Here is a 24,168-nt window from a genome sequence, read left to right on the forward strand (position 1 = left end):
CAGTCTTTACCTCTGTTCGTCCAGGTTGAGACCGGAATATGCGGCGGATGGGGCCAATCTCCTAGGAACCATATGTTCAGCTTAATCCCAATTGCGCGTGATGAGATACAAAATAACTCCTAGCGGACCAAGAGAGAACACGACCAGCGCCCATAAACAGCCGATGTGCTTTCCCCTTCGATCCGACGCCTCGCCCCAGATCCAGAACAGCATAATCCAACTGATAAGCCATATCAAGAAGTATAACATACTCTAGCCTCCTCCGCTTCCAAAATACGACAAAACGCCCCGGGCATCTTATCGGATAAGTTGTCGGAGCGTTTCCATCATCTCTATTCTATTTACGTGGCGAAGGATACATATATTTCTAAATTAGGTTATCGCTTAATCATATCTTCGCGCAGCGGAGTGAACGCGTCCAACAGAACACTCTTCTCTAATGCTGTCACCCCATGATTCGCCCCGCACGGTATGACGATGGATTCCCCTTGAGACACCACGTTCTACTGCCCATCGATCGTAAATTCCAGCTTGCCGAGCTGTTCCTTGCCCAGCCTGAATGATGGGGAGAGTGAACGAAAGAGTACTTCGACGACTCTTATCTTGCTTCATATCTTTTAAAAAAGCCGGCCCTTAAGGGCCGGCTCATATGCTTATGCTCCGTCTTTGACGGTTATTCATCTGTCTTCTTCTTATCGTTCACCCGCGATAAATAACCGTCATAACGGTCATCCACTTCCTTGGCCATCTTGCGGTATCGCGCCGTCTCTTCCACGATCGGATCGATGGACGTCTGGATGCGAATTTCGGTTCGGGGCGCTAGGCGCCGTCTCACCGCTGCATCCTGATCTTCCGTCTCCATCTCCCCTTCAGTCAGAAAGCCGCTCAATTCCGCCTCTAGACGTTTTCGTTCTTCTCGTTCAGGCATGGAAGCCTCCTCCTTCATACGCTTTGGCGTTAGTATGGGCTTGACCAAGATCATTCATGCCACGAAAAGGTCTTGAAGCCAGGCATGACCGCACCATAGCACGTGTGAAGGTTGTTGCTTCTTATCCTTGCGCATTTCCATCCTTCAGCGCGCCGATAAAAGCGTCATGAATAAGCCCGTTGGAAGCAACCACATCGCGCACGCCCAAGTGATACGGCTTGCCGAATGTGTCCGTAATCTGGCCGCCAGATTCGGAAATAAGCAGACTACCCGCCGCCAAATCCCAAGCGTTCAGATTCAACTCCCAGAAGCCCGTTAATCTTCCTGCTGCAACGTATGCCATATGCAGTGCGGCCGATCCTGCGGTGCGTATGTTGCGCACCTGCGGGGCCAAGGCGTTGATCCCTGCCAAGTTGCCAGGCAGCGCCCGATCGCGTTCCGTAGGGAAGCCGCTTGCCAGCAGGCTCTCAGACAGCTTGCTCTCCGGAGCTGCCTGCATGCGGTTCCCGTGCACGTAAGCCCCTTTCCCCTTCTCCGCAACGAACAGTTCGTCCCGCATCGGATCATATACAATGCCGACGATAACTTCGCCGCGATGGGCCAACGCAATCGATACGGAATAGAATGGGAAGCCGTGTACGAAGTTCGTCGTCCCATCCAACGGATCGACGACCCACAAATATTCTTCTTCTTGGGCTTGTTCCAACGCGCGCTTGGAAGCTTCGCTTCCCGGCTCTACGCTTTCTTCCCCCAAAATGGCGTGCTGCGGAAAATGTGTCAAAATCAATTTACGTATCATTTGCTCTGCACCCTTGTCGACTTCCGTAACCAAGTCATGCAGGGAAGATTTTATATGGAGTGACTTGTGTTGACCTAATCTGCTCTTAATCCATTCACCCGTCTTAGCAGCACAATTGACCGCTACCGCGGTGTAACTCTTACTTGTGACAACATAAGGAGTCTTGTCCGAAGTGCTCAAGGCATTCACGCTACTTTCTGTAAAAAATGGTAATCATACTTCCTTAACTATACGTCATTTCTATAGTGAAGTTTCGTTCGAATATCCTTGTAAGCGCAAAAACCGTCATTCGGCCACCAAGCCGCTCATGATCATACGCACCGCTAATACGAACAGCGTGATGCGCAGAATCAGCAGAAGCCCGCGTCCAGTCATCCGATTGGCGAGCGTCGCCCCGATTCGTCCGCCGAGCCATGCGCTTGGCGCGAGTATTGCCACGAGTGTCCAATCAACGGAACCGTTCCAAGCATGCACGCTTGTGCCCAAGATAGATGAGAGAAAAATAACGAACATGGACGTGGCTGAGGCAATATGAGCCGGATACCGGAATAGAAGCACCATTAAAGGAACAAACAACGAACCCCCGCCGATGCCGAACAGCCCGGAAATGAACCCGACTGCAAAACCGATAAATAGCATGGGCACTAAGCTGTAACCATACTCCTCCACCTGACCCGAGGCGTCCATCATGGCGCGCGTCTCTCGCCACGAGATGTCGAACGGCTTCAACCGCTCTTTTATCATCATGAGGATGGCCATGGCAAGCATAAAAAATCCGAACGCAAGATTAAATACGTTGTCATTGAAATACTCGGTCAACGCCGCGCCAAGCATGGAAGCCGGTCCACTCGTTATGAAATAGACTGCACCGCTGCGCCAATCGACGCGTTTCACCTTCATATAGGCCAGAGTCGAAGAGCATGCCGTAAATATGAGAACCGCGAGTGAAGTTCCAACTGCTGTCTGCGAGGAGACGGGGCCCCCGAGCAGATGGGGACCGAGAAAGATAAGTCCCGGCACGATGATGATGCCGCCGCCCAGGCCGACAAGGCTGCCAAAGGTTGCGGCCACGAGACCAATCAGCGCGAGGAACAATATCGTGCCTATCATGTTTTCATTCCTACTTTCACAATATAGAAGATGACAAAAACGCCTTGCCACGTGCATTCATTCTGTCGAAGAAATGCGCATGACAAGGCGGACGCTTGTACAACGTCTCGCATATTATGCGCGTCTAGTTAAACGCCGATAATATGGTATCCGCTGTCTACATAAATGACTTCACCCGTAATCCCGCGGGACAACGAGCTCATCAGGAACATCGCTGTGTCCCCTACTTCCGCCGTCTCCGTCGTGCGGCGCAGCGGTGCTTTCTCCTCTACCTGTCTCAAGATAGAGTTGAAATCGCTGATGCCCTTCGCAGCTAACGTGCGGATAGGACCTGCCGAAATCGCGTTGACGCGGATATTGTGTTGTCCCAGATCGGCCGCCAAGTAGCGGACCGAAGCTTCCAGCGCCGCTTTCGCGACACCCATAACGTTGTAGTTCTTCATTGCGCGTTCTGCGCCGAGGTATGTCATCGTCATGATGCTTCCGCCCTCGGTCATCAGCGGATGCAAGCGCTGCGCAACAGCAACCAAGGAATACGCGCTAATATCATGCGCCAGGGCAAATCCTTCACGGGAAGTGTCTGCATACATTCCTTCCAATTCTTCCGTCTTGGCGAATGCAATGCTATGTACTAATCCGTGCAGTGTGCCGAACTCATCGCGCAGTCGAGCTGCCAAGCCTTCAATTTCTGCATCCACCGTAACATTGCATGGAAGAATGACCGAATTCGGAATGGTCTCCGCCAGCTTGCGCACCCGTCCTTCTACACGTTCGCTCTCGTATGTAAATGCCAATCTCGCACCCTGAGCTGCTAACGATTGTGCAATCGCCCATGCGATGCTGCGGTCGTTAGCGACGCCCATAACGACGATATTTTTACCCTCAAGTAATTGAGTCATCGTATTATTCCTCCTCTCGCCGACACACATTCTTCCATTTCATTGCAGAATGAAAAGAATGAGGTAAACGTTCTTTGTCCAACGTATCGTATTTTCGCTTGATTTTCAAGTAGCAAGTCCATTAAGGATCGATACGGACGCTCGCCTGATTCATCAGGGTTACCCCTTCGCCCGCATAAGCCGCCAAATCCTGCATCAGCTTCAGCAACGCATCGTCCTTCCGCTTCGCCTCCAGCATGACATCCAGCCGCTCCGTATACCTCGCGGCAGCTCGCAAAAACTCGAGCAGCGGCTTAACTTCGACATAATCCGCATGCCCTCGTATATCCTTCTCACTCTTCGGGCTCGACACATGAATCTTCGGCGGCAACGGATCTTGCTTAGACGCATCCGCCTGCCCGTACTTTGTCTCCCACGTCCGCGCGATGCGCGGCCATAGATCCGCAGTATTCTCGCCTTCATTGTTCACCCATTGATGATGGATATCGAGCACCATCGGCACGCTGAGCTCCTCGCAAATCGCCAACGTCTCCGGCGCATTGAATGTCTTGTCGTCATTCTCCAGTGTCATGCGACGCGCAATCGCTTCCGGCAGCATCCGGAAGTTCACCACGAAGCGTTCGCCCGCTGTCTGCTTATCACCGTATGCGCCGCCGATGTGAATATTGTTCTTCGCGCGCGCATCAAGCCCCATCGCTTCCAGCATCCGAAGGTGATATTCCAAGTCGATTACAGATTTCCGGAGCACTTCCTCACGCGGCGTGCTGAGGACGGTGAAATGATCCGGGTGGAAGGATACTCTCATTCCATGCTTGTTGACGTAGGCGCCGACTGCGGAAAATGCCTCTGCGAGTGCAGGAAATGGGTCCCAACCCATCAAGGCTTCATGGGTGGATAATGGAATGAGCTTCGAAGAGAAACGGTACACCTGAATGTCATGCGCGCGGTTATGCTTCAATAGGCGCAGCGTGTTATGCAGATTCGCCTCCGCCAGCCGCTCCAAGCGCCGCAGTCCGGCATCCCGGTCGTCCAGTTTGCTGAAATTCGCATACGTCATCGTACGAGACGGGGACGCATTTTGCACCGTCATCGACATTGCCACATAGCCGAAGCGCACAAGCACGTTCCATCAGACTCCTTTTTCAGCGCCTTCGCGCCATATTCTTCCTTATCGTAACCATTATAAGGAGTGCTTAGCCTGACCTATGTTCGTCGAGTGCGCCTACAGCTCCATTTTCCGATTATTGCGGTCCACCCATCCGGTTAGAACCGCACAGCCAAATTGCGCTTGAAGCCACTCTGCCAGCTCTGCTCTTGCGCCGGCAACCTGAGCGTCATTACGGCCCATGAACCCGTCAATCGGAAAGAAAATGTGGCGGCTGTCTGAAGTAATCTTGCCTAGCTCGCTTTGCCGCCAGATCCAACGGCGGGTCTTAATCTGCTCGCCCACGGCATAGACCAGTTCCCCGTCATCTGGCGATTCCGCCTCCGTTTGTCCAAGACCGAACGGCACGAACGTATCACCCGCCTTGGCGAAACGCACGCAAATGTCCTCTCCCGCTTGCTCCATATCATGCGCCCCCATCGGAACGAGATATTTCAAGGAGATGGCATTGCCCAGATCGACTGCCGGATTAATGCTAGGAAAGCCTTTCTTCTTCTCAATGCGCGAGGCCATTGCTTCAATCGAGCTCATGAACTTGTTCGGATTGAAGCCAAGCGTCTGAAACGCATCGCGGTACGGCGCGATTTCTTCCGATTGCTTGGCACGGACGTCTTCGAACTTCGCTTCCACTTCAGCGATACTCTGCTGCAGACGCTGCTCGATTTCAGGGTAGACCTTCGTGTTGTCAATTCCTTTAGCAACAACGATGCCAAAGCATACATTCGGCAATGCCTCGAATACTTGTTCAGATACGGTAAATTTCATATGTTTACAACCTCCTATGGCTTAATGCAAATGAATGCAAAAGAAGCCCCTTCCGCCCATACGGCTTCCGGTGCTTCCATGACGATCATTTATTTCCGGTTCGGGTCTCCGAAGAACATCTCGTGCGCCAGCGCGGTCTGTACCCGGGATTCTTCTTCATTCAGCTTGCGGATAAGCTCCATCTCTACTTCGGTCACTTCTTCACCCTGGAAGTTAATCTCGGCAATAGAGGCCACAATTTTGACAATCGCGACCGCCGTATTGTCCGGCGTATACGCAATTACCTTCTGGCCTGCAGGGAACACGCGGAAGCCCTGCTTCGTCATCTTGCCGCGGCCGTATTCGAGCAGCTCATACAGCTCCTGTTCGGTCTTAAACTTGCAAACGGAATTGAACTCGGTCTGAAATCCCATGTGACTCGCTCCCTTGCTTCGTTCTATTCTTTATTGAACCACGAATACGGGATGTCTGGCAACTATGCCTCTTGTTGCCTATAGCCACTCTCCCCTGTCATCAGGAAGCGTGCCAGTCGTCCAGCTTCGAGATGACTTCATCGAAAATCCGCTTGTTGTTCCGCAATATTTCCTTGTCTCTCCATTCTGACAATACCTGCTCCCATTCCGCCACATCTATCCGAGTGACGGGAACGATCTGCTGCTTCATCATGCGGCAGACGGCATGCAGCGCCGTCTGCCGCTCGGCGTTGCTTCCATTCAGCCACACTATCAATTCCTCTGCGCTTGGCTGCGATACAGCCAAGAGCGAGTCCCAACCGCCGATCGGGAAGGCAACATGAGGCTTCATCCAGCTAATGATCGCGCTGCTGCGGAAATGCCGCAAGCGATGAAGAGCCGTATAAGGATGTACGGAACCATCTGCCTCTTCGCTCTCCACTTCTCGAATGACGAGCGGCAAGCCTTCCTCCTCAGGCAGACAATGCGCTGTCAAATAGTCCCGAATCCAACCGGGAACCGCCTCGTTGCCGTGCCAAAGCGATTTTGCCCAGTCCGCAGCCTCTGTAGCTGATACATGCACAATGACTTCACTCCAGGCTTGCTTGTGATCCGACTGCTGAGCATGCTCCACCCTGGATTGCAAAGCGTCAAACACTGCGGTTCGTTCAAACCGCGCGAACGCATCCTTGACGGCCTGCTCCTCTGCCCCATGCATCGAGGCATAGGCGAGCAGCGATTCCAGACTGGCGGCCGACTGCTCTAGCGTCAGCGTCAAGAAAACATCGAGCCAAGTCGTCCATATTTGCGCGGTGGAGCTGCCCAAGTCCAGGCCGCCTTCGCTGCAAAATTGCCGGTGCTGTCCGCAGTCCGCGCCGATACAGCCAAGGGACGTCACCCGCTCCACATACTCGGTGAAGCTCGGGGCCATCAGGTCGAACTCCCCCTCCTCATGGCTCCAATACCATACCGATGGATCCGCCGCCCCGTCATCCAGACCGATAAGCAGCGCATCCCCGTTGCCAGCCGTATGAAATTGCAAATAACGCCGTTCATCCAGGTCATCCTCGTCACCGCCGAAATAAGGCCAGTCGAGCTGCCTTAAGCTCCAGCCGAAGTCGCCGGAGGGCGTATACTCGAGCTCGTCAGGAAGCATCGCCTCATTCGGCAGCGACCAGTACATCCCGACTTCCTTCGCTCCCTGCTGCAGCAATGTGCGGAACACGGACGGGAGTGGAATGCCGATTCGTTCCTCCACTTCCACAAGCTCCGCCTCCGTGGCTGGAGGCTGAACTTCTAACGGATGCACCCGCGCACCTTGCTGCTCAAGCCGCTTCATCAATGCTCCCCATCGTTCAACCCATGCCTGCATGACTTGTTCCACTGTTCTCCTCCTCCATTTCCCCAACTATCATCAATCGGCGCGCAGACGGCTTTACGGCATCTCGATATCTGCATCCGTCAGCTGATATACAGACTTCGCCCCATTTTCTTCCAGTAAATCTCGCAATGGCTGCAGTTCTTCCTTAGTCCCTGTGCCGATGACCAGATCTTCCTCGTGCTCCAGCAGTTCCTTCGTCGCCGTCGGCGCTAGCTGCAGTCGTTCCCGCACTAACTTCAGCACCTTGATCCGGTTCGGACCGGCATCGGTCAGCACGAGCTGATATGTCCGGAAGTCCAGTTCCAGCGGCGGCCGTTCCTCCGCGCTGCACTGCGCCCATTCGAGAAGACTCTCCAGCCATTCCTCCAAGAATGAACGCGAAATATCGAAGCTGCTCCGTTGCGCACGAATCTGTTCTATATCCGTTGCTGCCTGACGCTTCGCCTCGACGAGCAAGCATTCCAACGTCCGAATCCACTCCACAAAAGTGCAGCCGAATTCCTCCGCTTCCCAAGGGCCTTCTCCATGCACAGAAGTATAAATGGGATAGTCCGCTTCGCCTTCCGTCATATCAACAAAGTACGGATCCCCGTCCCATTGCCCGATGACGAGCCATAAGGCAGCCATTCCCCCTCTTCCCAGCCGGTCAGATCTTCCCCCGCAAGCCCATCTATTCGATAGCCGAGCTGGTAGCTCTCAATATCTGCGATATTCGCCAGTGAAAATGAGATATACGCCGCAGCCGGGGAACAAAGCACGCTCCGGCCAAGCAATTCCCGCAAGTCCAGCGGTATGTTCAGCACCATCTCTTCACTCTCCTCGCAACATCTTGTTGCAACCAACTTCTACACACCACATCAATCCCACTCATACTAAAGTCAGTTGGACCATTAAATGGTCATGTGCACTGCCACCTATAGCCGCTGACTCGGCAACCGTCGCACCAGAACATATAGGCGATGCCGCCGCTGCCCCACATCCATTCCTCACCGTCAGACGTCGGCAGATCGGAATCGAGTTGGGCGATGAAGGCCATCCTCTCGCTGCAGTTGTTCAAGCTCCCCTTCGGCGAGCCGGTAACCGGCTTCCTCAAGCAGCAAGTCTAACGGGTGCCGGACGGCCTTCGCCTGGCTGCCATCTCGGTGCAGCCGTTCGATCCGCTCGATGACCGCACGGAGCGCCGGCTCGGTTCGTGCTTCCAGCAGCGCATTCAAGCTGTGGCCGAATGCCGGATCGTTCACTTCCGCATCGTGTAATGTATGTATCCATTGTTCGATGTCCTTCTCATGGGCAGCCCTGCAGAACCATGCGCTATAATAAGCGTTTTCATTCGGCTGCAATCGGAACAGCTCTTCAACATAGGACGACAGCTTGTCCGGACATTGCAGGCTGGCATAGGCGATCGCATCCGCTGCGCCCTCATGAGCAGGGTTCGACCGTAAATGTTTCATGGCTGCTTGGATGACTTCATCCCAATTCTCCATAGCGAGCAGGCCGAAAGCCGTGCCGAGCACAGTCGAACCTTCAGATATCCGCTCCATGAACGCGATAACGAACACGGATATTTGCTTCGGATCACAGCTAGAAATGGCAAATAACTGCTCGAATACGGCTTGGGATGCCCTTTCCTGCAAAAAAGCCTCTACTAATTGATCTACATAAGGAGTCATGCTACCATCCTTCAACCCGTTCACCCTCCTTTTTTCTTCCCTTATTAAATTGTAAAGCCCCGACAACCCGCTGTCCATTCCACGCAACTTGCCCCTTTCTTATCTTGTATTCGGCGGCAAACGTATAAAGCTGTATACATCGGTGCTTCAACCAATCGCAAATTCTGAGTGTTGGGGAGAATGGACAAAAGAGTGTCTGAGAAAGAACATACCTTTACGTGAGCTCGAGCACTGCCTCAGAGAATATCCGCTACCTGACCGCACGAACCAACAAAACGGAGCGGCTGAGCCGCTCCGTTCCGTTCATTAAGGATTCACTTTTTCGTACCAAGCTCGCAGGTGATGCACGGCAACCCCTCCGTAAGACGGATGGTCGACACTTTGCCGCCCTACCTCCTGCAAATGTTCTTCAAAATAGTTCACGGACTTGCTATGAAAGGTAACGAAGTCGCCCTCGTCCGTCGGTCCAAGCTCAACGCCGATCAGAATCTTCTTGTTCGCACTTTCTGCTTCTGTGAGCATATCGATTGCTAAATCGTAAATGGAATCCGAATGATCCCGGTAGGCCATAATAGTAAGCGAATCGAAGCGCTCAAGCATCCATCCGCTGAGGCTGCCTCCGCCTTCTGACGCTTCAATGCGATGAAGCCAGAAAGGAACGTCTGCCGCAATGTACAAGCCTGCTGCACGGGCCTCGCTCAGCCAGCGGGACATATTGTGCGACCATTCGCGCACAATCCGGCTTTGATCCCCCTTCCAGCCTCGCAGCAGATACGGTTCCACATCGAGATGGACACCTGTAAACTGCTCTTCCGGCCCGGCTTGTTCATTGTAATTGGCAACCCAACGGATGAATTCCGTGCCCTCCTCCTGCTTATCGGCCCGCGCCCACTCCGGACTCCCTTTTAAAGCGTGAACGTCAATGCCAGCCTCGTGCGCTTTTCGAATAAATTGACGGTATTCCACCTCTCTCACGTCAGTGCTTATCTGCACGAATATTAAATTGACTTGATTGTCTTTGCTGAAGGATATGACCTCATCCGGGGCGTCCCGAATCCATTCGGTGTCCCAGAGCCATGTCGCTTTTGTCTGCTTCGCTCCCGCGGAGTAGAACAGCAGCGGCGTGACTGCAAAGAAGCACAGTAACAGAATGAGTGTAGTCCATCGCTTATGTCTGAACCTGGTGTAACGCTTTATTACCCGCGCGATCGGGCGCACGGAGGCTCTGTCTTTATTAGACAAGAACAGCCTCTTCCCATTCTTCATTGGAGCTTGGCTGCGCCGTATAACCCAACTTGTAAATGTTCGGTCGTTTAATACCTTTGAAAGCGTTACGAGTATCCAAAATCGGGATATTCAAATCAGCGAGTTCTTCATAATCAAACGATTGATGATTCGTAATCAGCACCATGCAGTCATACGTTTTGAAGGTTGGCAGGTTGTAATCGATTGTGCACACCGTCTTGCCTGTCTTATTTTTAAAGTGAATCGCATGCGGATCGTAATAATCGACTTGAGCACCGCTCGCCTTAAACAACTCATAGATTTCAAGACCCGGGGATTCCCGCAAATCATCGATATTCGGTTTGTAGGCCATGCCGAGAATTAATATTTTCGAATTTCTAAGCGATTTTGAGCCTTCGTTCAGTATCCGGGATGTTTTCTCCATAACATGGTACGGCATATTGGCATTGGTCGCTTGGGCGATATCGATAAACTTGCTGTAGAAACGGAAGCCCTTCGCTTTCCAGGACAAGTACATCGGATCAAGCGGGATGCAATGTCCGCCGATGCCCGGTCCAGGATAGAACGGCATGAATCCGAACGGCTTCGTTGCAGCGGCATCGATGACCTCCCAAATGTCGATGCACATCCGATCGCACATCATCGCCATTTCATTAATGAATGCGATGTTCACGCTGCGGAACGTGTTCTCCAGCAGCTTCGACATTTCAGCCACCTTCGTGGAAGATACCGGAACGACGGATTCCACGATGTGTCCGTACAGAGCGGTCCCAAGCTCCAAGCACGCCGGCGTCGCGCCGCCTATCACTTTCGGCGTATTGAACGTATTATACTTTTCGTTGGACGGATCGACACGTTCCGGCGAGAAGCAGAGGAAGAAATCCTCACCCGCACGATACCCGATCGCTTCGATTTCCCGCTGAATGAGCTCTTCCGTCGTTCCCGGATACGTCGTGCTTTCCAGCGTAATCATCAGCCCTTTTTTCATATAACGCTTCAGCTGTTCGACAACCTGCGTAATATATGAAGTGTCTGGATCCTGATTCTCGCTCAGCGGAGTAGGCACGCAGATGCTGACCGCGTTCAGCAATTGAATATGGCTGTAATCGCTCGTAGCAAACAATCTTCCTGTGTTCATGCATTCCATCAAGGTTTCATCGCTCACATCTTTAATATAAGAGTGACCTGTATGAATCTTCTCAACTTTTGTAGGGTCCACGTCGATCCCAACCACCTGAAATCCTTGTTTGCACATCTCGATAGCAAGCGGCAGACCGACATAACCTAGACCAATCACTCCGACGACAGACGTTTTGTGTTCGATGGCATGTTTCAAATTAGCAGCATACATGTTCACAGGTTCCACCTTCCATACTTTCTATTTTTTATGTCTAGAAGCAACGACTGAGTCTTTCATCTAATTCAACGGGCGAGAACGGCTTCGTAATGTAGTCGTTGACGCCTTGTTGATAGCAATAGTCTATTGTCTGCTCCACCCGCTGTTCGGACAGAATGACGATTTTCGGAGCAGGGTTCAGATTCATCTTCTGAATGTGAGAAATGAACGGCAAGCCATTAATACCATATAAATTCAACTCGGTTAATATGAGATCAAACGGCTCGGAATGGATGCGGTCCAAAGCGGAATAGGCATCTTCCGCTTCGTACACTTCGTACCCCTTCATCGTAAGCCATATGTTCAGAAATTCCCGGACGCTCTCATCATGGTCGACCACTAGAATCCGTCTGGCATCCATAGGCCGCAGCTCATCATGCAGAACCCGGATATCGGAATAGGCGCCGCCGACCGTCAATTCGGCCAAGCGGCCCTCGATCAGTTCTTCGATCTCCGCAGCATCAGCAACGGCAGCAATTGCGCATACAATCGGCTGACCGGCAAACTTCTGCTCAAGCAGCATCTTTAACTGGAGCGCATAATAATGCGTTTCATCAAGAGCTGCTCGTCGCAGCATAATCGCAATCAGGTGGTGCGAATCATCGATCATCAACTCGAATGAAATTGTACGCTCCGCCTTCAACCAATTGCTTATTTCTCCCTCCCACGCGCGGCCCATCGAACCGGCATGAATGAAGATGATTCCTAATTGATGCTCGGGATCATTCGAACAGAGATGATGCACCGTCTGTTTAAAAGACGGAACGAATTCGGATTGCTGTTCTGCAGTGTGCAGCATAAACGGTTAATACCACCTTTCCTTATCGCTAAGTTAGTGTTGAACATGGACCTTTAGGCCGATTTCACTTGTTCGCTCTTTTCCTTCCAGCTTTGACGGGTCATTGCGCCCCAAGAGTTGTTCTTCTGAAAGTATTGAATATGTCCCTGAATCCGCCATAAGCTCCCGAGCTGGCGATAGCCGAAGAACATGAGCACGCTGAAGGCCAGCATGCGGAGCATGTCGCTAACTCTCGGGTAACGCTTAAAGGCGATTTCTTCGATCAAGAGTGATCCGATGGCTAACAGAAGCCCAGACAAGAAGTTGATCGTCAGGAACACACCGACGATATTCCAGCTTGTCATGTCGTACAGTGCGTAGCCGATCAGAGAGAGCAGACCCGTAATTTTAAAGTACGGATTGAGCGCTTCAAAAATGATCGTATACGGGAGCGACAGCATGCCGAATACTTTGTACTTCGGACGAAACGTCATATCATAATTCTCGATCATATTTTTCAGATTTCCCCGTCCCCAGCGCTTGCGCTGATTGGACAAAATATGATACGTGTCCGGAGCCTGAGTCCAGCAGACAGCTTCCGGACAGAAGGCAATGCGGTAAGGCAATTTATTTTCCAGCATATAGCGGTGCAGCTTGATGATGATGTTCATGTCTTCACCCGGATAACCGCCACGGTAACCGCCGACTTTAATAATGTAGTCTTTGCGGAACAGTCCGAATGCGCCGGATACGATAATGAGTCCGTTAATCGCGCTCCACCCGATGCGTCCGCCGAGGAACGCCTTTAAATACTCGCACGTCTGAAACATCGGCCACCATTTCTTCGGCAGGCGAACCTCCTTGACTGTGCCGTTCTCAATCGTGCAGCCATTGGCGATACGCACGTTGCCGCCGATGGCGACGTATTCTTCGGGATTGGACATATACATATTTGCCATTTGAATGAGCGAATCTTTCTCCAGCAAGGAATCCGCATCAATCGACGAGATGAGCGGATAATGCGAGAAATTAATGCCCGCATTCAGCGAGTCCGCCTTACCGCCGTTCAGCTTGTCGATGACATACAAATGCGGATATTCCGGATTGTGATAGATTGCTTTAATCTTCGTGCAATTAACTGAATATCGAACCGCCAAGTTGTCCATGTGGAACAGCTCGAACTCGTCGATAAGCACCTTCATCGTCTCATCCGTGGATCCGTCATTGATAACGATGACTTCATAGGTCGGATAGTTGAGCGTCATCAACGATCTGACATTTTCAATAATAGTCAGCTCTTCGTTATAGGACGGAACGAGCAGGGATACGGGCGGAACGTGCTCCGATCCCACCAAGCTTCCGCTTAACGCGTATCGTTTTCTCCGCACAATGGAGAAGACGCTCTTCAATGAAAAGAGCATAATGCCGAAATATATAGTGTTGACGATGATGACATAATACATCGCGAAATAGCCGTAGTTGAGAAGTAAATCTCTAAGCAGAATAATCGCCTCCTATGCCGCGAATGTTTGGTACGGATGATGCTTGGCCGAAATATTGCTCATACAGCGACTGTTTCGTGTGAGCGCCCGATATCTGCTTGCGCCGGTTGGCGAAGAAATGCTCACGCAGGAGCTCCTCATGAATACGGTCTTTGGCCATGTCGGATTTGAAGGGATCATCTCTTTCCAGCGCTGCCTCACACAGCGTTCGGAATCCTGCATCTCCCATCATGGCTAAGCTTTTCGCGCTGTGATAGCGCACCCACCAGTCAGAATCGGTTAATGCTTGCTTTAGCGCAGGTATGCTGCCTTCGTAGCCGAATTGTCCAAGCGACTCTGCAACAGCCGCACGGATTTCCCCTTCCGGATCGGTCAACCATGAGCAGATGGTTTCCTCCGGGAGGATATTGCCGGCACGAACAAGCATTTTAACTGCAAGGGAACGTATTTCTTTGTCGTCACTGTCAGCAAGTCGGAGCAGGGCAGGCGTTAAAGTGACGCCTGTCTGTCCGCGTAAAGCGAGCAATGCGGTCTTCACCAGATTGTGATCCCGATCCTCCATGCATTGAAGGAGCAGCGGCGTCACATCAAGGGATGTCTCCTCCAGCACCTCGGCTGCATTCAAATAGTTCCCTTTCCGGTGACGGGTCAGCTGCTGCAACATCACATACAGCTGGTCTAGATGCTCCGCGCACTTGGCAACGGATCGGGCTAATACGTGCAGTAGCGGTCCGTCTTTTTCCTGCTTCATCAGCTCAATCAAGGGTTCAACCGCCTGCGCGGATCTCATGCCCCCCAGACGGTAAGCTGCTTTCATTTGCTTCGCATAGAACATACTGCTAAGTTGTTTCCTATCCAGCTGCACGAGGTCCATGTCCTCGCACAGAGCGGTCAGCTTCTGCCGCTGTGCTCCCCGGAATTTTTCAATCCACTCCATCAACTTGTCCTGTATGACTCGCGTTTCTAATGGACTAAGCGGTCCCTTAGGCGGTTGGAACGGGTCTGGATCAACGATATGCCGCTGCAAGTAGACAAAATAGGGTTGATGCTTCTCCAGCAATGCTGCCCGTTTCCGCTCCAATATAATGCTGCGTGCTTTCATCATGAGCAAAATCAGCACTCCGAATCCGATTAAGCCAAGACACACGTAAATGAAAGCTACGGCAAGGTCCAAATTGGAAAACATTTGACGTTTGCCTCCTTTTATCGGTTAAAGTCGCGCGCCATTGGCCGCTAAAGTTAGTTAAGACGGTGAAAGAGCTGCTTCATCTCGTCATAGCTTTGTTTCAATCGTTCTGTATATCCAACTTTTTCCCATTGATTCCATTGGTATACTGGGATATTGCGTAGTGCGTATGGCTTAGATGCCTTTGCTTTGTCTTTCTTTGCTTGTGATGCACTGCGTTCTGACACCCAAGGCAGAAAGCGAATGCCTTCGGTCGTTTCCGTCTTGAATACCCGTTTGTCCTGAAGCGGACTATAGCTGATGACTTGATTCGAACTTGGATCCGCGAACCCAAGCAGCATCCATGGGATGCGCATTTCCACAAAATCACCTTTGTACTGCCAGGTAGCAAGAGAATTGTAATTCGGATCCTTCGGATTATTCGTCCCCCGAATCAATTTACCGACCGTCACATCTTCGAATGGATGCGCGGATCTCGTATCCGGCGGCTCCATCTTCAAGCTGACGGCTAATCTCCACGGGTTGAACCGTCCCGAATTAGGTGCCAACTCTCCCGGCTTCGGCTCTATCATCCAATAGCCCGATGGTCCGTACAGCCGGTTATGGAAATCGTAGTTGGACGCGATGCGGACTTCACTCTCCTCGTCTTGACCGAGCACGATTAGCGTCTCAAGTCCTTCGTCCAAAGTGATTCCCGGCAGCTCCGGCATGCTGCGGTTGCCTCCGCCTAGCGTGCTGGAACCGATATACAATGCCTTGCGCTTCGGATCGAACGGTTCGGCAAGCCGCAGCGACAGGTATACATACCCCTCATCGTGAGCTGCCCACATCTCCCGGATTCCCGGCAGCTCCGTCTTGATCTGCACTTTATCCGGCAATTGGTCCCAATCACCTGCCTCCCCGTCTATAACGAGGGTGTCCTCCTTACTCGGAAACATCCCGAGCAAACCGAACATCTTCTCATTGGTCAATACGTTCAACCAATACGGGCGGCGGTCATCCGGAATTTCATAATCCATCGTGTTCCATGTCTTCTTGAACCATTCGTCCTGCCACATGAACAAGATAGCCCCAGCGAACTCCTCATCGTAAATGTCCTGCGTAAGCGAAGCATCGATGCGCCCTTGCTCCCGCTCATCATGCCCCCCTTGATTGCGGCCGCCCATTCCCAAGTGAGATACCCCTATCGAGGATGGGACGCCATATTCCGTAATCATGACAGGCATATCTGTGAACTGGGCTTTAAGTTGGCGCAGATAGGCTTTATAGGTGTTGAATTTACCTTGCTCATCCTTCAGCGTCTGCAGTGACTTGTCCAAGTGGAAGAAGTCAGGGTAATACGGATACACATGGTATGCGGCAAAGTAACCGGCATTCCACTTCACAGGCTCAATATGCCTTGCATCCACACTCGCCAAATCTTCCTGATACAACGGTTCGCCCGGATGCGTCAGGACATCGGTCGTCACCCAATTCGTGAACGTCATCGGATGCTGCCATCCGTAACGATTCTCGATGGAGGCGGCATGGTCGATCATCTCGGCTAACCAGCTCTCGAATGGAGATGCTTGCGCCGCGGCGGTGAAATAAGTGCCTGCATACGGCTTGAGTGCCTGATGCTTGTTGTTCGTGTTGTCCACCATCACCGGGTCCCACTCCGTACCGAGATGCCACGCCATCAAGTAGTCTCCTGCATTAGCCTTATAGGTCCCGCTTGCCACACCCGCCAATTCCGGCAGCTCCAGATCGCCATAGACGGCGCTGACCGCCTTCTCGATCTCCTGCTTGAACTGCTGCTGGATCTCGGGCACATAAGCGTCCTGCGATTCTATAAGCTGTTCTTCCGGGGACCAAATGCCCTGGATGAAATAGAGCGGGCGGTCACCCTTGTCCCGGTTAAACTTAACGAGCGCCTCATAAAAGACCGGCTTATGCACGGTATAGACGCGAATGACGTTAGCGCCCATATCGCGAATTTGCTCGAACCATCGCAAATAGTCGTCCTCTTGAATCGGGAATTCGCCAGGGAAATAGCCTGGTACGGTAGCTCCCAGATTGACGCCTTTCACGAAGATTGGCTTGAACCCGTCCTTCTCATATGCCATGAAGCGGTCGCCCTCGGTCTTGAATTTGACCTTGATGCCGCTCGCGTCAGCAAGAGCGATGGGTTTCGGATAGAGAAAATCCTGCAGTAAATAAAATCCTCCCGCAAAAACGCCGATTAAGAGCACAAACGATACAGCGACAATGTTCCATTTCCTCTTGCGGCTCATGTGTGTTTTCCCATTCCACCCTTTCTCTATGAAATCTATAAGTCATCGCGCTAAATAGTTAAAGGCGCGGGTTAGAACACCTCCTAGAACAATTACCATCACCATACAACCAATAATAACCACTAAATCGACTGGAATAACATGGTTATATAGTCGTGATTTGAATTTGGGACCCAATTCCCTTTGATGAAATTTTATGTGGGCGTGAGAGTTTGCCCGCAATCAAGCGGCTCACTTTCGGCAATCCAGCTTGATAAGTGGAGTACTGCAGAGGATTTTTTCTCTATTCGATTTCTTGTTGTAGTTAGACGCAAGGTATTGCAAAAAGTTTCGGCTTTGTAACCTATTTACCAAAAATACCTAGAATATCAGGTCTTTGGTCACAATTATGCATTCGACATATAAATACATTATTAACTTTCAAAATAGGATATTTTTACTATTTTTGTTTACAAGATTTTTATGTGACGATCTACGGCCGAGTAGCAGTGCCTCATCCCTTATTTACGCCAATGTTCATAGTCTAGTTTGTGTGCGCTTTCAAACGAGGAATCAGACCTATCTTAAAATCAGTGTTTGACCGCTAGACGCATGCAGGCGTTATGGCTGATGCTAAAGTCTGCCGAGTCCCTGTGCCTTTTGCGGAACAGGTGTGTCCATTAGGCTCTTTTGGGTCCACTTTCCATAGTAGAGGAGGAGGTATTTTCTTTTCCCTCTAAGTGGCAGGGGCACGTAAGGATAGAGGGGGGCGAACTGCAATTGTGCAGTAATTTTTGCTAAAATCCGGCTTTTTCGGCTTTTGAAATGCAATTGTGTAGTTAAAATCGATGGTTTTACCATTTATTGTGTGGTCCCGCGAAAATGAGCTGCACTTTTGCAGTCCGGCGCCATAAATGGGGAAGTAATGGGGCAAAACAAATGTACTTTTGCAGTTGGAGCCGTGGTGCTAGCGGATGTTTTCCCATTTTGGTTCCAACTGCAACGTCCAGCACTGGTTACCTGTTTGGAGCCGGGAAATTGCAGGTTTTATTTTTTGTGTAAAGTGTTGATCCGCATGAGGATACTACCTCTATGTAGGCCTTATTCAATATAAGTGACCACGTTTAAAGGAAAGCTTGAGCTTAAACGTTTCTTAATGGTAAAGATGACGTGGTGCAGATGAGGAAAATTGATGTAGGACGGGCAATTGTTCCCCCGCTTTTTGTACTGTAGGACGTTGAGCCCTGGCAACCCATTCGGTTCTGACAGTACCAGATTAGTTACTACCATGGCGCATACAGTGAAAGTATGTTCGCTTCCATTACCCCAGTCCTGCCCCGCTCCAGAGCTTGAGCGACGGTCTGTACAGCGGGTAGAGCTATTGACCATGGAGAAATAAGTGGGTCCCCCCTATTTCTATCGTTTCAAATAGTTGTTCAGACTGAGCGGAATCGTCAGTTCCCCCTCATACGTATCCTCCGTTATGAATCGACCGATACTCGGATCATACCATCTGGCCAGGTAGGGTATAATATTCAACACTTGAAACAAATAATGTGCGTACATCCACATTAGGAAAGATTCATATGGGGCTGATGAGGGTTAAGTTAACTTTGACATAGCCGCCCGATTCATTCGGCACTGGGAGGGGGATAAAAAAAGACCTTGAAGTTGTTATTCCCCCAAGGTCTTCATCAATTAAAAGGCATATAGCTTGATACGCGTTAATTGCTGTGCAAAAATTCCAGAATTAGCTTTCTTGTTTGTTCATGATTATTGTACTCATTTTGAAAGTCAGGATAGCTAACCAAACTTGCTTCAATAAAACAGTATTGAGGAAAACGTTCAAAGAAACTTTTACATAATAAATCAATTTGCTTTTTAGGGATTTTAGCAACATTACCCTTTAAAATATAACTAATCGTTCCAACAATTACAGTACAATAATCATTAAAATCTGCGTTTAAACTTTCATCTTCAAGTAACTCAAAATCCGTCTGGAAATCAACCTTTATCCTGCTTGTATCCTCATATGGAAAGGGATTAACTAGTTGAAATTTATACAGGTTTGATATTTTTGTTAACAATTCTTCTTTATTCAACACTCCAAACCTCCACCAAAATAAAAAATATAAAAATCATTGCTTACCAAAAGAAACTATAGTCCCATCCGGTGCGACATCAATATATTTACCGTTCTTTTTATAGCGAATTGTACCTTCAACAGCACCGTAAACTTGGCTTTTTGTCGAACCTTTCTTTGCAGTTTTAGCAAATTCTTCAGCCTTTCTAAGATACTGTGCCAAATCCTCCGCTCCAACTTCCTTGCTGTGTTTCTTAAAATGATATTCAGCAGAACCTTCTACAGCATCAAAACTCCCCTTATTCCATTTCGTAAAGTTACAATTCGAATTATGCACCCAAATCCCAAGGTCACTAACGAAGTACGTATGGAAGTCATCTACCGTCATGTTGTAAACGGTAACCTGCTTATGTTCCAGTTCGATGCTGTTTATCTTGAGTGTATGCCCATCGCTCTGAACAAGCAAATCTCCAACCTTGAGGTCTTTAACAAACGTCCATCCCTTTCCATCTACCCAGAACGGATGGTTAAAGGTCGATTCAATGGTTTGGTCGCCCACATGAATTTTATAAATCTCATCTGTTTCATGGTTAAACGTAGCGGTGACCTCTTTATAAGCTACATCACCAGTCTCTTCATTCTTCGAGAGAACCTTATCTCCGACTTGAATGTCTTCGATATTCTTTTCCCCATCTATTAAAACCTTCGTTCCAGCTGTAAAGCAATTACATTTTTCAAGTGCTCCCATTGCTTTTTTAACTTTTGTTCCAACCTTAGCTGCTTTTAATACTTTTTCCCAAGGAAGAAAGCTAGCTGTTGTAAAAGCTTTTTCATTAAATGAACCATCAGGATTTAATATCGTATTGATATCATCTAGGATTAAGAAATTAGCGCCTTCAACTGCTAATGTCTTACTTGCCTCAACTTGTGCATTTAAATTGGCACCACAATTTTTGATATCAACAGCACAGGTCAGCGCAGGAGAGACTGGATATACAAAATTCCCCGTCGGATCAGCATGTATTAATGGGTTGCTATAAACATACGTATACAAATTCAAACTCAGCGGATTCTTGATGTTCCCTTCATACGTATCCTCATTAATAAACCGCCCGATACTCGGATCATACCATCTGACCAGGTGGGGTAAAATATTCAACACTTGAAACAAATAATGTGCGTACATCCGAATTAGGAAAAACTCATATGGGACTGATGAGGGTTAAGTTATCTTTGACATAGCCGCCAAATTCATTCGGCACTGGGTGGGAAAAGAAAAAACCTTGAAGGAATATTCCCTCAAGGTTGATATTAATCATTTAAGTCCTTTCAATTGCTCGGTAGGATTCCAATCTTTAGAATGCTTTCGTCCTTTTGAGAACCATATACAACCATTACTAATCCACTTTTCTCTCCATTCTTTGTAAACAAACTCTTTATCAATTACGTCATCGTCATCGTAACCGTAATGAAATCCACAACATGGACATATTTCGTCAGAGGAGACTCCTCTATCATCATACGGAGGTTCATAAAGTCCGTCATAAATGCATACAAAACATCGATTCTTCATATTTACCTCACTTCCCTGGTTGCCTGCTCCAATAAGTTGGCGATGTTGGCTTATAATAAGTTTTGGTTGTACCGTCAGCATTGTATGATCCGTATGTATTTGTTTTCGAATCATACACTCTGATTGTTCCATCAGTATCAGTTTTAATCTGGTACTTACTTCTGTTATTAAAGAAGTTATTTGCCTTCTTAGCATATTCATCAGGGGTCTTTGCACCAAAATCAGCACCATGCCTATCAAAATGGTCTTGTAACGTCTTTTGGTTACCCCATTTATTAACACCACATGCATTGTGAGTCCAAAGCCCAAGGTTCGAGACAAAATACGTATGGAAGTCCTTAACTTTGAAATTATAAACCGTAGCATGTTCCTTCTTAACCTCAATCTTCTCAATGGCTAATTCCTTGCCATCCGAGGTTGTCAGAACATCGCCCACCGCTAGGTACTGTGCTTCCACCCAACCTTTACCGACAAGCCAGAATGGATGCTCATCGGTTGTCGTTATGTCCTCGCTGCCAACAGTAATATTATACGTTTCTTCAACGTCCCGTTGGAAGAGCCATTCCACTTCCTTGTAAGCCATCTCGCCTGTCTCATCGTCTTTGGCAAGAACTCTATCTCCGACTTCAATGTCTTCGATATTTTTCTCCCCTTCGTCTGTTTGAACGTTGGTTCCAGCAGTAAAACAGTTACATCCTCCAACCGATCGGGCCTGTCCCTTCGCTCCCCCGCGTTCAACACGCAAAGCGGCAGCCCCCATGGCCAAGGATTCAGCAAAGGATATTTCCTGATGCCATTTATTATATGCCTCTATTAACTGTCCTCTTGCCCAGTCTGCATTTCCTGCACTGTTCGAATAGCTGCTTGTTTGTGTTAGCAATCCAAACAAGTAATTAAATCTGTTGTGATCACTCTCAGTGTAACCGCCTCAAACTGTGAGCCTAATAGAGAATTGAATTCCCAGTACAGTTCATCATTGGTTGAGTTTATTTTCATAGCCGCGTCTATAATGCTCTTCATTTCTGAAGGTATATATCGGTTCCCGCTAGGGTCAATAAACTTCAACGGATTGTTGGCCACGTACGAATACAAATTCAAGCTCAGCGGATTCCCTAGATCCCCTTCATACGTATCCTCATTAATAAACCGCCCTATACTCGGATCATACCATCTTGCACGCAAATACTGTAGATTCGTATCTGCGTCCCAGTACTCTCCCGAGTAGCGGAAGATATTCGGTACTTGCTCCTCCTGGGTTAATGGATTGCCCCAGATATCATATGTATAGCGGTTCAGAACATCTCCTTACGGATCGAACCACTTTTCGATTTGATGTCCGTTCGGATCCATGATCGTGATTTTATTAAGTGTCATCATCGTAGGCGACTGGTATGTTTTATAAAAGGGTATATTATTCAACACTTTTTACGTGCGAACAAATTAGGGGAATATCATATTGGGCTGATGATGATTTAGTTCGTTTGGACATAACCGCCCGATTTATTCGACACTGGGTGGTAATAAAAGAAAAGACCTGCGGAAGAAATTTCCCGAGGTCTAGTAATTATTATAATTCTTTGCTAATAGCTATAGAAATGTCTAACCTCAAAATAGCAGGAAGTACTCTGTTGTTAAAATCTTCTTTATCTTTGGCATAAATACATAAAACTTGGTTGTATTCATCTTCGATCACATAAAAGACATATGATGCTTCATGTATCGGTTTCTCGTTAGAGAGCACTATACATCTGAATAATGATTCGATACTTATTGCGATTCTAATATCTATTTTTTCTGTTGTTTTATACCATAGTATACTCGGTACAGCTATAGGGGCCTGATATGGAAACAGCCATTCTCTGCTAACTATTGATTTATTTTTTTGTAGATACATTATTGTTTCTTGCTTTTCCGAATCCATATTGCTCTCAATATATGCAAAATGAATTGTCTGGTTTATATTCGGAAAAACTGAAAGAATTTCAATTACCTTTTCAGTTCCTCCATAGCCATAAATATTTTTCAAGTAGTATATAGCTGATTCAGCCAACTAAATCACCCCCTTAATACTTAAAATAAATGTGCTCATTCATGAGTTCGGTTGTTCCGGGCTTATACTTTTGAAAATGATCAGGAAAATATTTTCCAGTTTGAGCATTTTTAGTGCTATTTCCGACGTATTGGGGTTGGCTATAATGAATCTCGCCGATTGCCTTTCCATTTTTGTTATAAACAATACTCTTCTTCATATCAAAAGTATCTTTCTGGCTTCCAATGGTATAACCATTTTTCTTTGTAAAGTCATCCATAGAACCATGATGTAATGTCCAACCTTTTTTCCCAGAAACACTTAAACAGGCATTATGTGTCCAAATTCCAAGGTTCGAGACAAAATACGTATGGAAGTCCTTAACTTTGAAATTATAAACCGTAGCATGTTCCTTCTTAACCTCAATCTTCTCAATGGCTAATTCCTTGCCATCCGAGGTTGTCAGAACATCGCCCACCGCTAGGTACTGTGCTTCCACCCAACCTTTACCGACAATCCAGAATGGATGCTCATCGGTTGTCGTTATGTCCTCGCTGCCAACAGTAATATTATACGTTTCTTCAACGTCCCGTTGGAAGAGCCATTCCACTTCCTTGTAAGCCATCTCGCCTGTCTCATCGTCTTTGGCAAGAACTCTATCTCCGACTTCAATGTCTTCGATATTTTTCTCCCCTTCGTCTGTTTGAACGTTGGTTCCAGCAGTAAAACAGTTACATCCGCGGGCCTGTCCCTTCGCTCCCCCGCGTTCAACACGCAAAGCGGCAGCCCCCATGGCCAAGGATTCAGCAAAGGATATTTCCTGATGCCATTTATTATATGCCTCTATTAACTGTCCTCTTGCCCAGTCTGCATTTCCTGCACTGTTCGAATAGCTGCTTGTTTGTGTTAGCAATCCAAACAAGTAATTAAATCTGTTGTGATCACTCTCAGTGTA

General features: G+C 48.7%; 22 protein-coding genes and 2 pseudogenes. All 24 read right to left on the minus strand.

Translation table 11 applies throughout. The features are described 5' to 3' along the window. Nucleotides 1-81: 81 nt before the first annotated feature. Entirely contained in the window at nucleotides 82-249 is a 168-nt protein-coding gene (locus M3650_RS25610) for a hypothetical protein (RefSeq protein ID WP_019421368.1), read from the minus strand. A 424-nt stretch (nucleotides 250-673) separates the two neighbouring features. Further along, entirely contained in the window at nucleotides 674-928 is a 255-nt protein-coding gene (locus M3650_RS25620) for a hypothetical protein (protein ID WP_251578871.1), read from the minus strand. 121 nt (nucleotides 929-1,049) lie between these two features. After that, complete coding sequence (locus tag M3650_RS25625; protein ID WP_251578905.1) at nucleotides 1,050-1,907, minus strand: inositol monophosphatase family protein; 858 nt, start codon at nucleotides 1,905-1,907, stop codon at nucleotides 1,050-1,052. Between the two features lie 105 nt (nucleotides 1,908-2,012). Next, on the minus strand, nucleotides 2,013-2,837 hold the full coding sequence (locus M3650_RS25630; protein ID WP_251578872.1) for a sulfite exporter TauE/SafE family protein: 825 nt from the start codon (nucleotides 2,835-2,837) through the stop codon (nucleotides 2,013-2,015). Between the two features lie 128 nt (nucleotides 2,838-2,965). Beyond that, nucleotides 2,966-3,736, minus strand: coding sequence for an enoyl-ACP reductase FabI (gene fabI / locus M3650_RS25635; protein ID WP_019421372.1), 771 nt, complete (start codon nucleotides 3,734-3,736; stop codon nucleotides 2,966-2,968). Nucleotides 3,737-3,857: 121 nt separating this feature from the next. Beyond that, a complete protein-coding gene (gene uvsE / locus M3650_RS25640) occupies nucleotides 3,858-4,859 on the minus strand; it encodes a UV DNA damage repair endonuclease UvsE (RefSeq protein WP_251578873.1) in 1,002 nt (333 codons plus the stop codon). Between the two features lie 99 nt (nucleotides 4,860-4,958). Further along, a complete protein-coding gene (locus M3650_RS25645) occupies nucleotides 4,959-5,666 on the minus strand; it encodes a B3/B4 domain-containing protein (RefSeq protein WP_251578874.1) in 708 nt (235 codons plus the stop codon). 89 nt (nucleotides 5,667-5,755) lie between these two features. Continuing rightward, on the minus strand, nucleotides 5,756-6,079 hold the full coding sequence (locus tag M3650_RS25650; protein WP_251578876.1) for a hypothetical protein: 324 nt from the start codon (nucleotides 6,077-6,079) through the stop codon (nucleotides 5,756-5,758). Nucleotides 6,080-6,179: 100 nt separating this feature from the next. Then, on the minus strand, nucleotides 6,180-7,502 hold the full coding sequence (locus tag M3650_RS25655; protein ID WP_251578878.1) for an SMI1/KNR4 family protein: 1,323 nt from the start codon (nucleotides 7,500-7,502) through the stop codon (nucleotides 6,180-6,182). A gap of 51 nt (nucleotides 7,503-7,553) precedes the next feature. After that, nucleotides 7,554-8,126 carry a ribosomal protein L7/L12 gene (locus tag M3650_RS25660; protein ID WP_251578880.1) on the minus strand — a complete coding sequence of 191 codons (573 nt, stop codon included), beginning with the start codon at nucleotides 8,124-8,126 and terminating at the stop codon, nucleotides 7,554-7,556. Beyond that, entirely contained in the window at nucleotides 8,066-8,305 is a 240-nt protein-coding gene (locus M3650_RS25665; RefSeq protein WP_251578882.1) for a hypothetical protein, read from the minus strand. The genes M3650_RS25660 and M3650_RS25665 overlap by 61 nt, the downstream gene beginning before the upstream one ends. 186 nt (nucleotides 8,306-8,491) lie before the next feature. Continuing rightward, complete coding sequence (locus tag M3650_RS25670) at nucleotides 8,492-9,184, minus strand: hypothetical protein (protein ID WP_251578884.1); 693 nt, start codon at nucleotides 9,182-9,184, stop codon at nucleotides 8,492-8,494. A gap of 291 nt (nucleotides 9,185-9,475) precedes the next feature. Then, entirely contained in the window at nucleotides 9,476-10,411 is a 936-nt protein-coding gene (locus M3650_RS25675; RefSeq protein WP_251578886.1) for an SGNH/GDSL hydrolase family protein, read from the minus strand. Beyond that, nucleotides 10,404-11,771 (minus strand): nucleotide sugar dehydrogenase, encoded by a 1,368-nt coding sequence (locus M3650_RS25680; RefSeq protein WP_483311791.1) that lies wholly within the window; start codon nucleotides 11,769-11,771, stop codon nucleotides 10,404-10,406. Before M3650_RS25680 ends, M3650_RS25675 begins: the two co-directional genes overlap by 8 nt. A 34-nt stretch (nucleotides 11,772-11,805) precedes the next feature. Continuing rightward, complete coding sequence (locus M3650_RS25685) at nucleotides 11,806-12,609, minus strand: response regulator (protein WP_251578890.1); 804 nt, start codon at nucleotides 12,607-12,609, stop codon at nucleotides 11,806-11,808. A 53-nt stretch (nucleotides 12,610-12,662) separates the two neighbouring features. Continuing rightward, complete coding sequence (locus tag M3650_RS25690; RefSeq protein ID WP_019421382.1) at nucleotides 12,663-14,051, minus strand: glycosyltransferase family 2 protein; 1,389 nt, start codon at nucleotides 14,049-14,051, stop codon at nucleotides 12,663-12,665. A 31-nt stretch (nucleotides 14,052-14,082) separates the two neighbouring features. Continuing rightward, on the minus strand, nucleotides 14,083-15,276 hold the full coding sequence (locus M3650_RS25695) for a HEAT repeat domain-containing protein (protein WP_251578891.1): 1,194 nt from the start codon (nucleotides 15,274-15,276) through the stop codon (nucleotides 14,083-14,085). A gap of 53 nt (nucleotides 15,277-15,329) precedes the next feature. Further along, nucleotides 15,330-17,549 carry a hypothetical protein gene (locus tag M3650_RS25700; protein WP_251578892.1) on the minus strand — a complete coding sequence of 740 codons (2,220 nt, stop codon included), beginning with the start codon at nucleotides 17,547-17,549 and terminating at the stop codon, nucleotides 15,330-15,332. Nucleotides 17,550-18,944: 1,395 nt separating this feature from the next. After that, on the minus strand, nucleotides 18,945-19,100 hold the full coding sequence (locus M3650_RS25705) for a hypothetical protein (RefSeq protein WP_251578893.1): 156 nt from the start codon (nucleotides 19,098-19,100) through the stop codon (nucleotides 18,945-18,947). Nucleotides 19,101-19,252: 152 nt separating this feature from the next. After that, complete coding sequence (locus M3650_RS25710) at nucleotides 19,253-19,630, minus strand: YxiJ-like family protein (RefSeq protein ID WP_251578894.1); 378 nt, start codon at nucleotides 19,628-19,630, stop codon at nucleotides 19,253-19,255. Between the two features lie 300 nt (nucleotides 19,631-19,930). Beyond that, nucleotides 19,931-20,749 (minus strand): annotated as a pseudogene (locus M3650_RS25715) (polymorphic toxin-type HINT domain-containing protein); the annotation flags it as partial. Nucleotides 20,750-21,191: 442 nt separating this feature from the next. Then, a pseudogene (locus M3650_RS25720) lies at nucleotides 21,192-22,489 on the minus strand (polymorphic toxin-type HINT domain-containing protein); the annotation flags it as partial. Nucleotides 22,490-22,751: 262 nt separating this feature from the next. Continuing rightward, nucleotides 22,752-23,234, minus strand: a complete 483-nt coding sequence (locus M3650_RS25725) for a hypothetical protein (RefSeq protein ID WP_251578895.1) — start codon at nucleotides 23,232-23,234, stop codon at nucleotides 22,752-22,754. 13 nt (nucleotides 23,235-23,247) lie between these two features. Further along, nucleotides 23,248-24,168: polymorphic toxin-type HINT domain-containing protein (locus M3650_RS25730; RefSeq protein ID WP_251578896.1), on the minus strand; the 921-nt coding region annotated here is incomplete at its 5' end.

It is taken from the genome of Paenibacillus sp. MER TA 81-3 (genome assembly GCF_023713585.1).
Taxonomy (GTDB): domain Bacteria; phylum Bacillota; class Bacilli; order Paenibacillales; family Paenibacillaceae; genus Paenibacillus_B; species Paenibacillus_B profundus.

Excerpts from the sequence above, each read along its gene's own strand:
- M3650_RS25685 (WP_251578890.1), bottom strand. The coding sequence starts at position 12,609 with ATGCTGCACACTGCAGAACAGCAATCCGAATTCGTTCCGTCTTTTAAA.
- M3650_RS25665 (WP_251578882.1), bottom strand. The coding sequence starts at position 8,305 with ATGGTGCTGAACATACCGCTGGACTTGCGGGAATTGCTTGGCCGGAGC.
- M3650_RS25650 (WP_251578876.1), bottom strand. The coding sequence starts at position 6,079 with ATGGGATTTCAGACCGAGTTCAATTCCGTTTGCAAGTTTAAGACCGAA.
- M3650_RS25630 (WP_251578872.1), bottom strand. The coding sequence starts at position 2,837 with ATGATAGGCACGATATTGTTCCTCGCGCTGATTGGTCTCGTGGCCGCA.
- M3650_RS25610 (WP_019421368.1), bottom strand. The coding sequence starts at position 249 with ATGTTATACTTCTTGATATGGCTTATCAGTTGGATTATGCTGTTCTGG.
- M3650_RS25690 (WP_019421382.1), bottom strand. The coding sequence starts at position 14,051 with ATGTATTATGTCATCATCGTCAACACTATATATTTCGGCATTATGCTC.
- M3650_RS25645 (WP_251578874.1), bottom strand. The coding sequence starts at position 5,666 with ATGAAATTTACCGTATCTGAACAAGTATTCGAGGCATTGCCGAATGTA.
- M3650_RS25660 (WP_251578880.1), bottom strand. The coding sequence starts at position 8,126 with ATGGCTGCCTTATGGCTCGTCATCGGGCAATGGGACGGGGATCCGTAC.
- M3650_RS25695 (WP_251578891.1), bottom strand. The coding sequence starts at position 15,276 with ATGTTTTCCAATTTGGACCTTGCCGTAGCTTTCATTTACGTGTGTCTT.
- M3650_RS25620 (WP_251578871.1), bottom strand. The coding sequence starts at position 928 with ATGCCTGAACGAGAAGAACGAAAACGTCTAGAGGCGGAATTGAGCGGC.
- fabI (WP_019421372.1), bottom strand. The coding sequence starts at position 3,736 with ATGACTCAATTACTTGAGGGTAAAAATATCGTCGTTATGGGCGTCGCT.
- M3650_RS25705 (WP_251578893.1), bottom strand. The coding sequence starts at position 19,100 with ATGTGGATGTACGCACATTATTTGTTTCAAGTGTTGAATATTATACCC.
- M3650_RS25700 (WP_251578892.1), bottom strand. The coding sequence starts at position 17,549 with ATGAGCCGCAAGAGGAAATGGAACATTGTCGCTGTATCGTTTGTGCTC.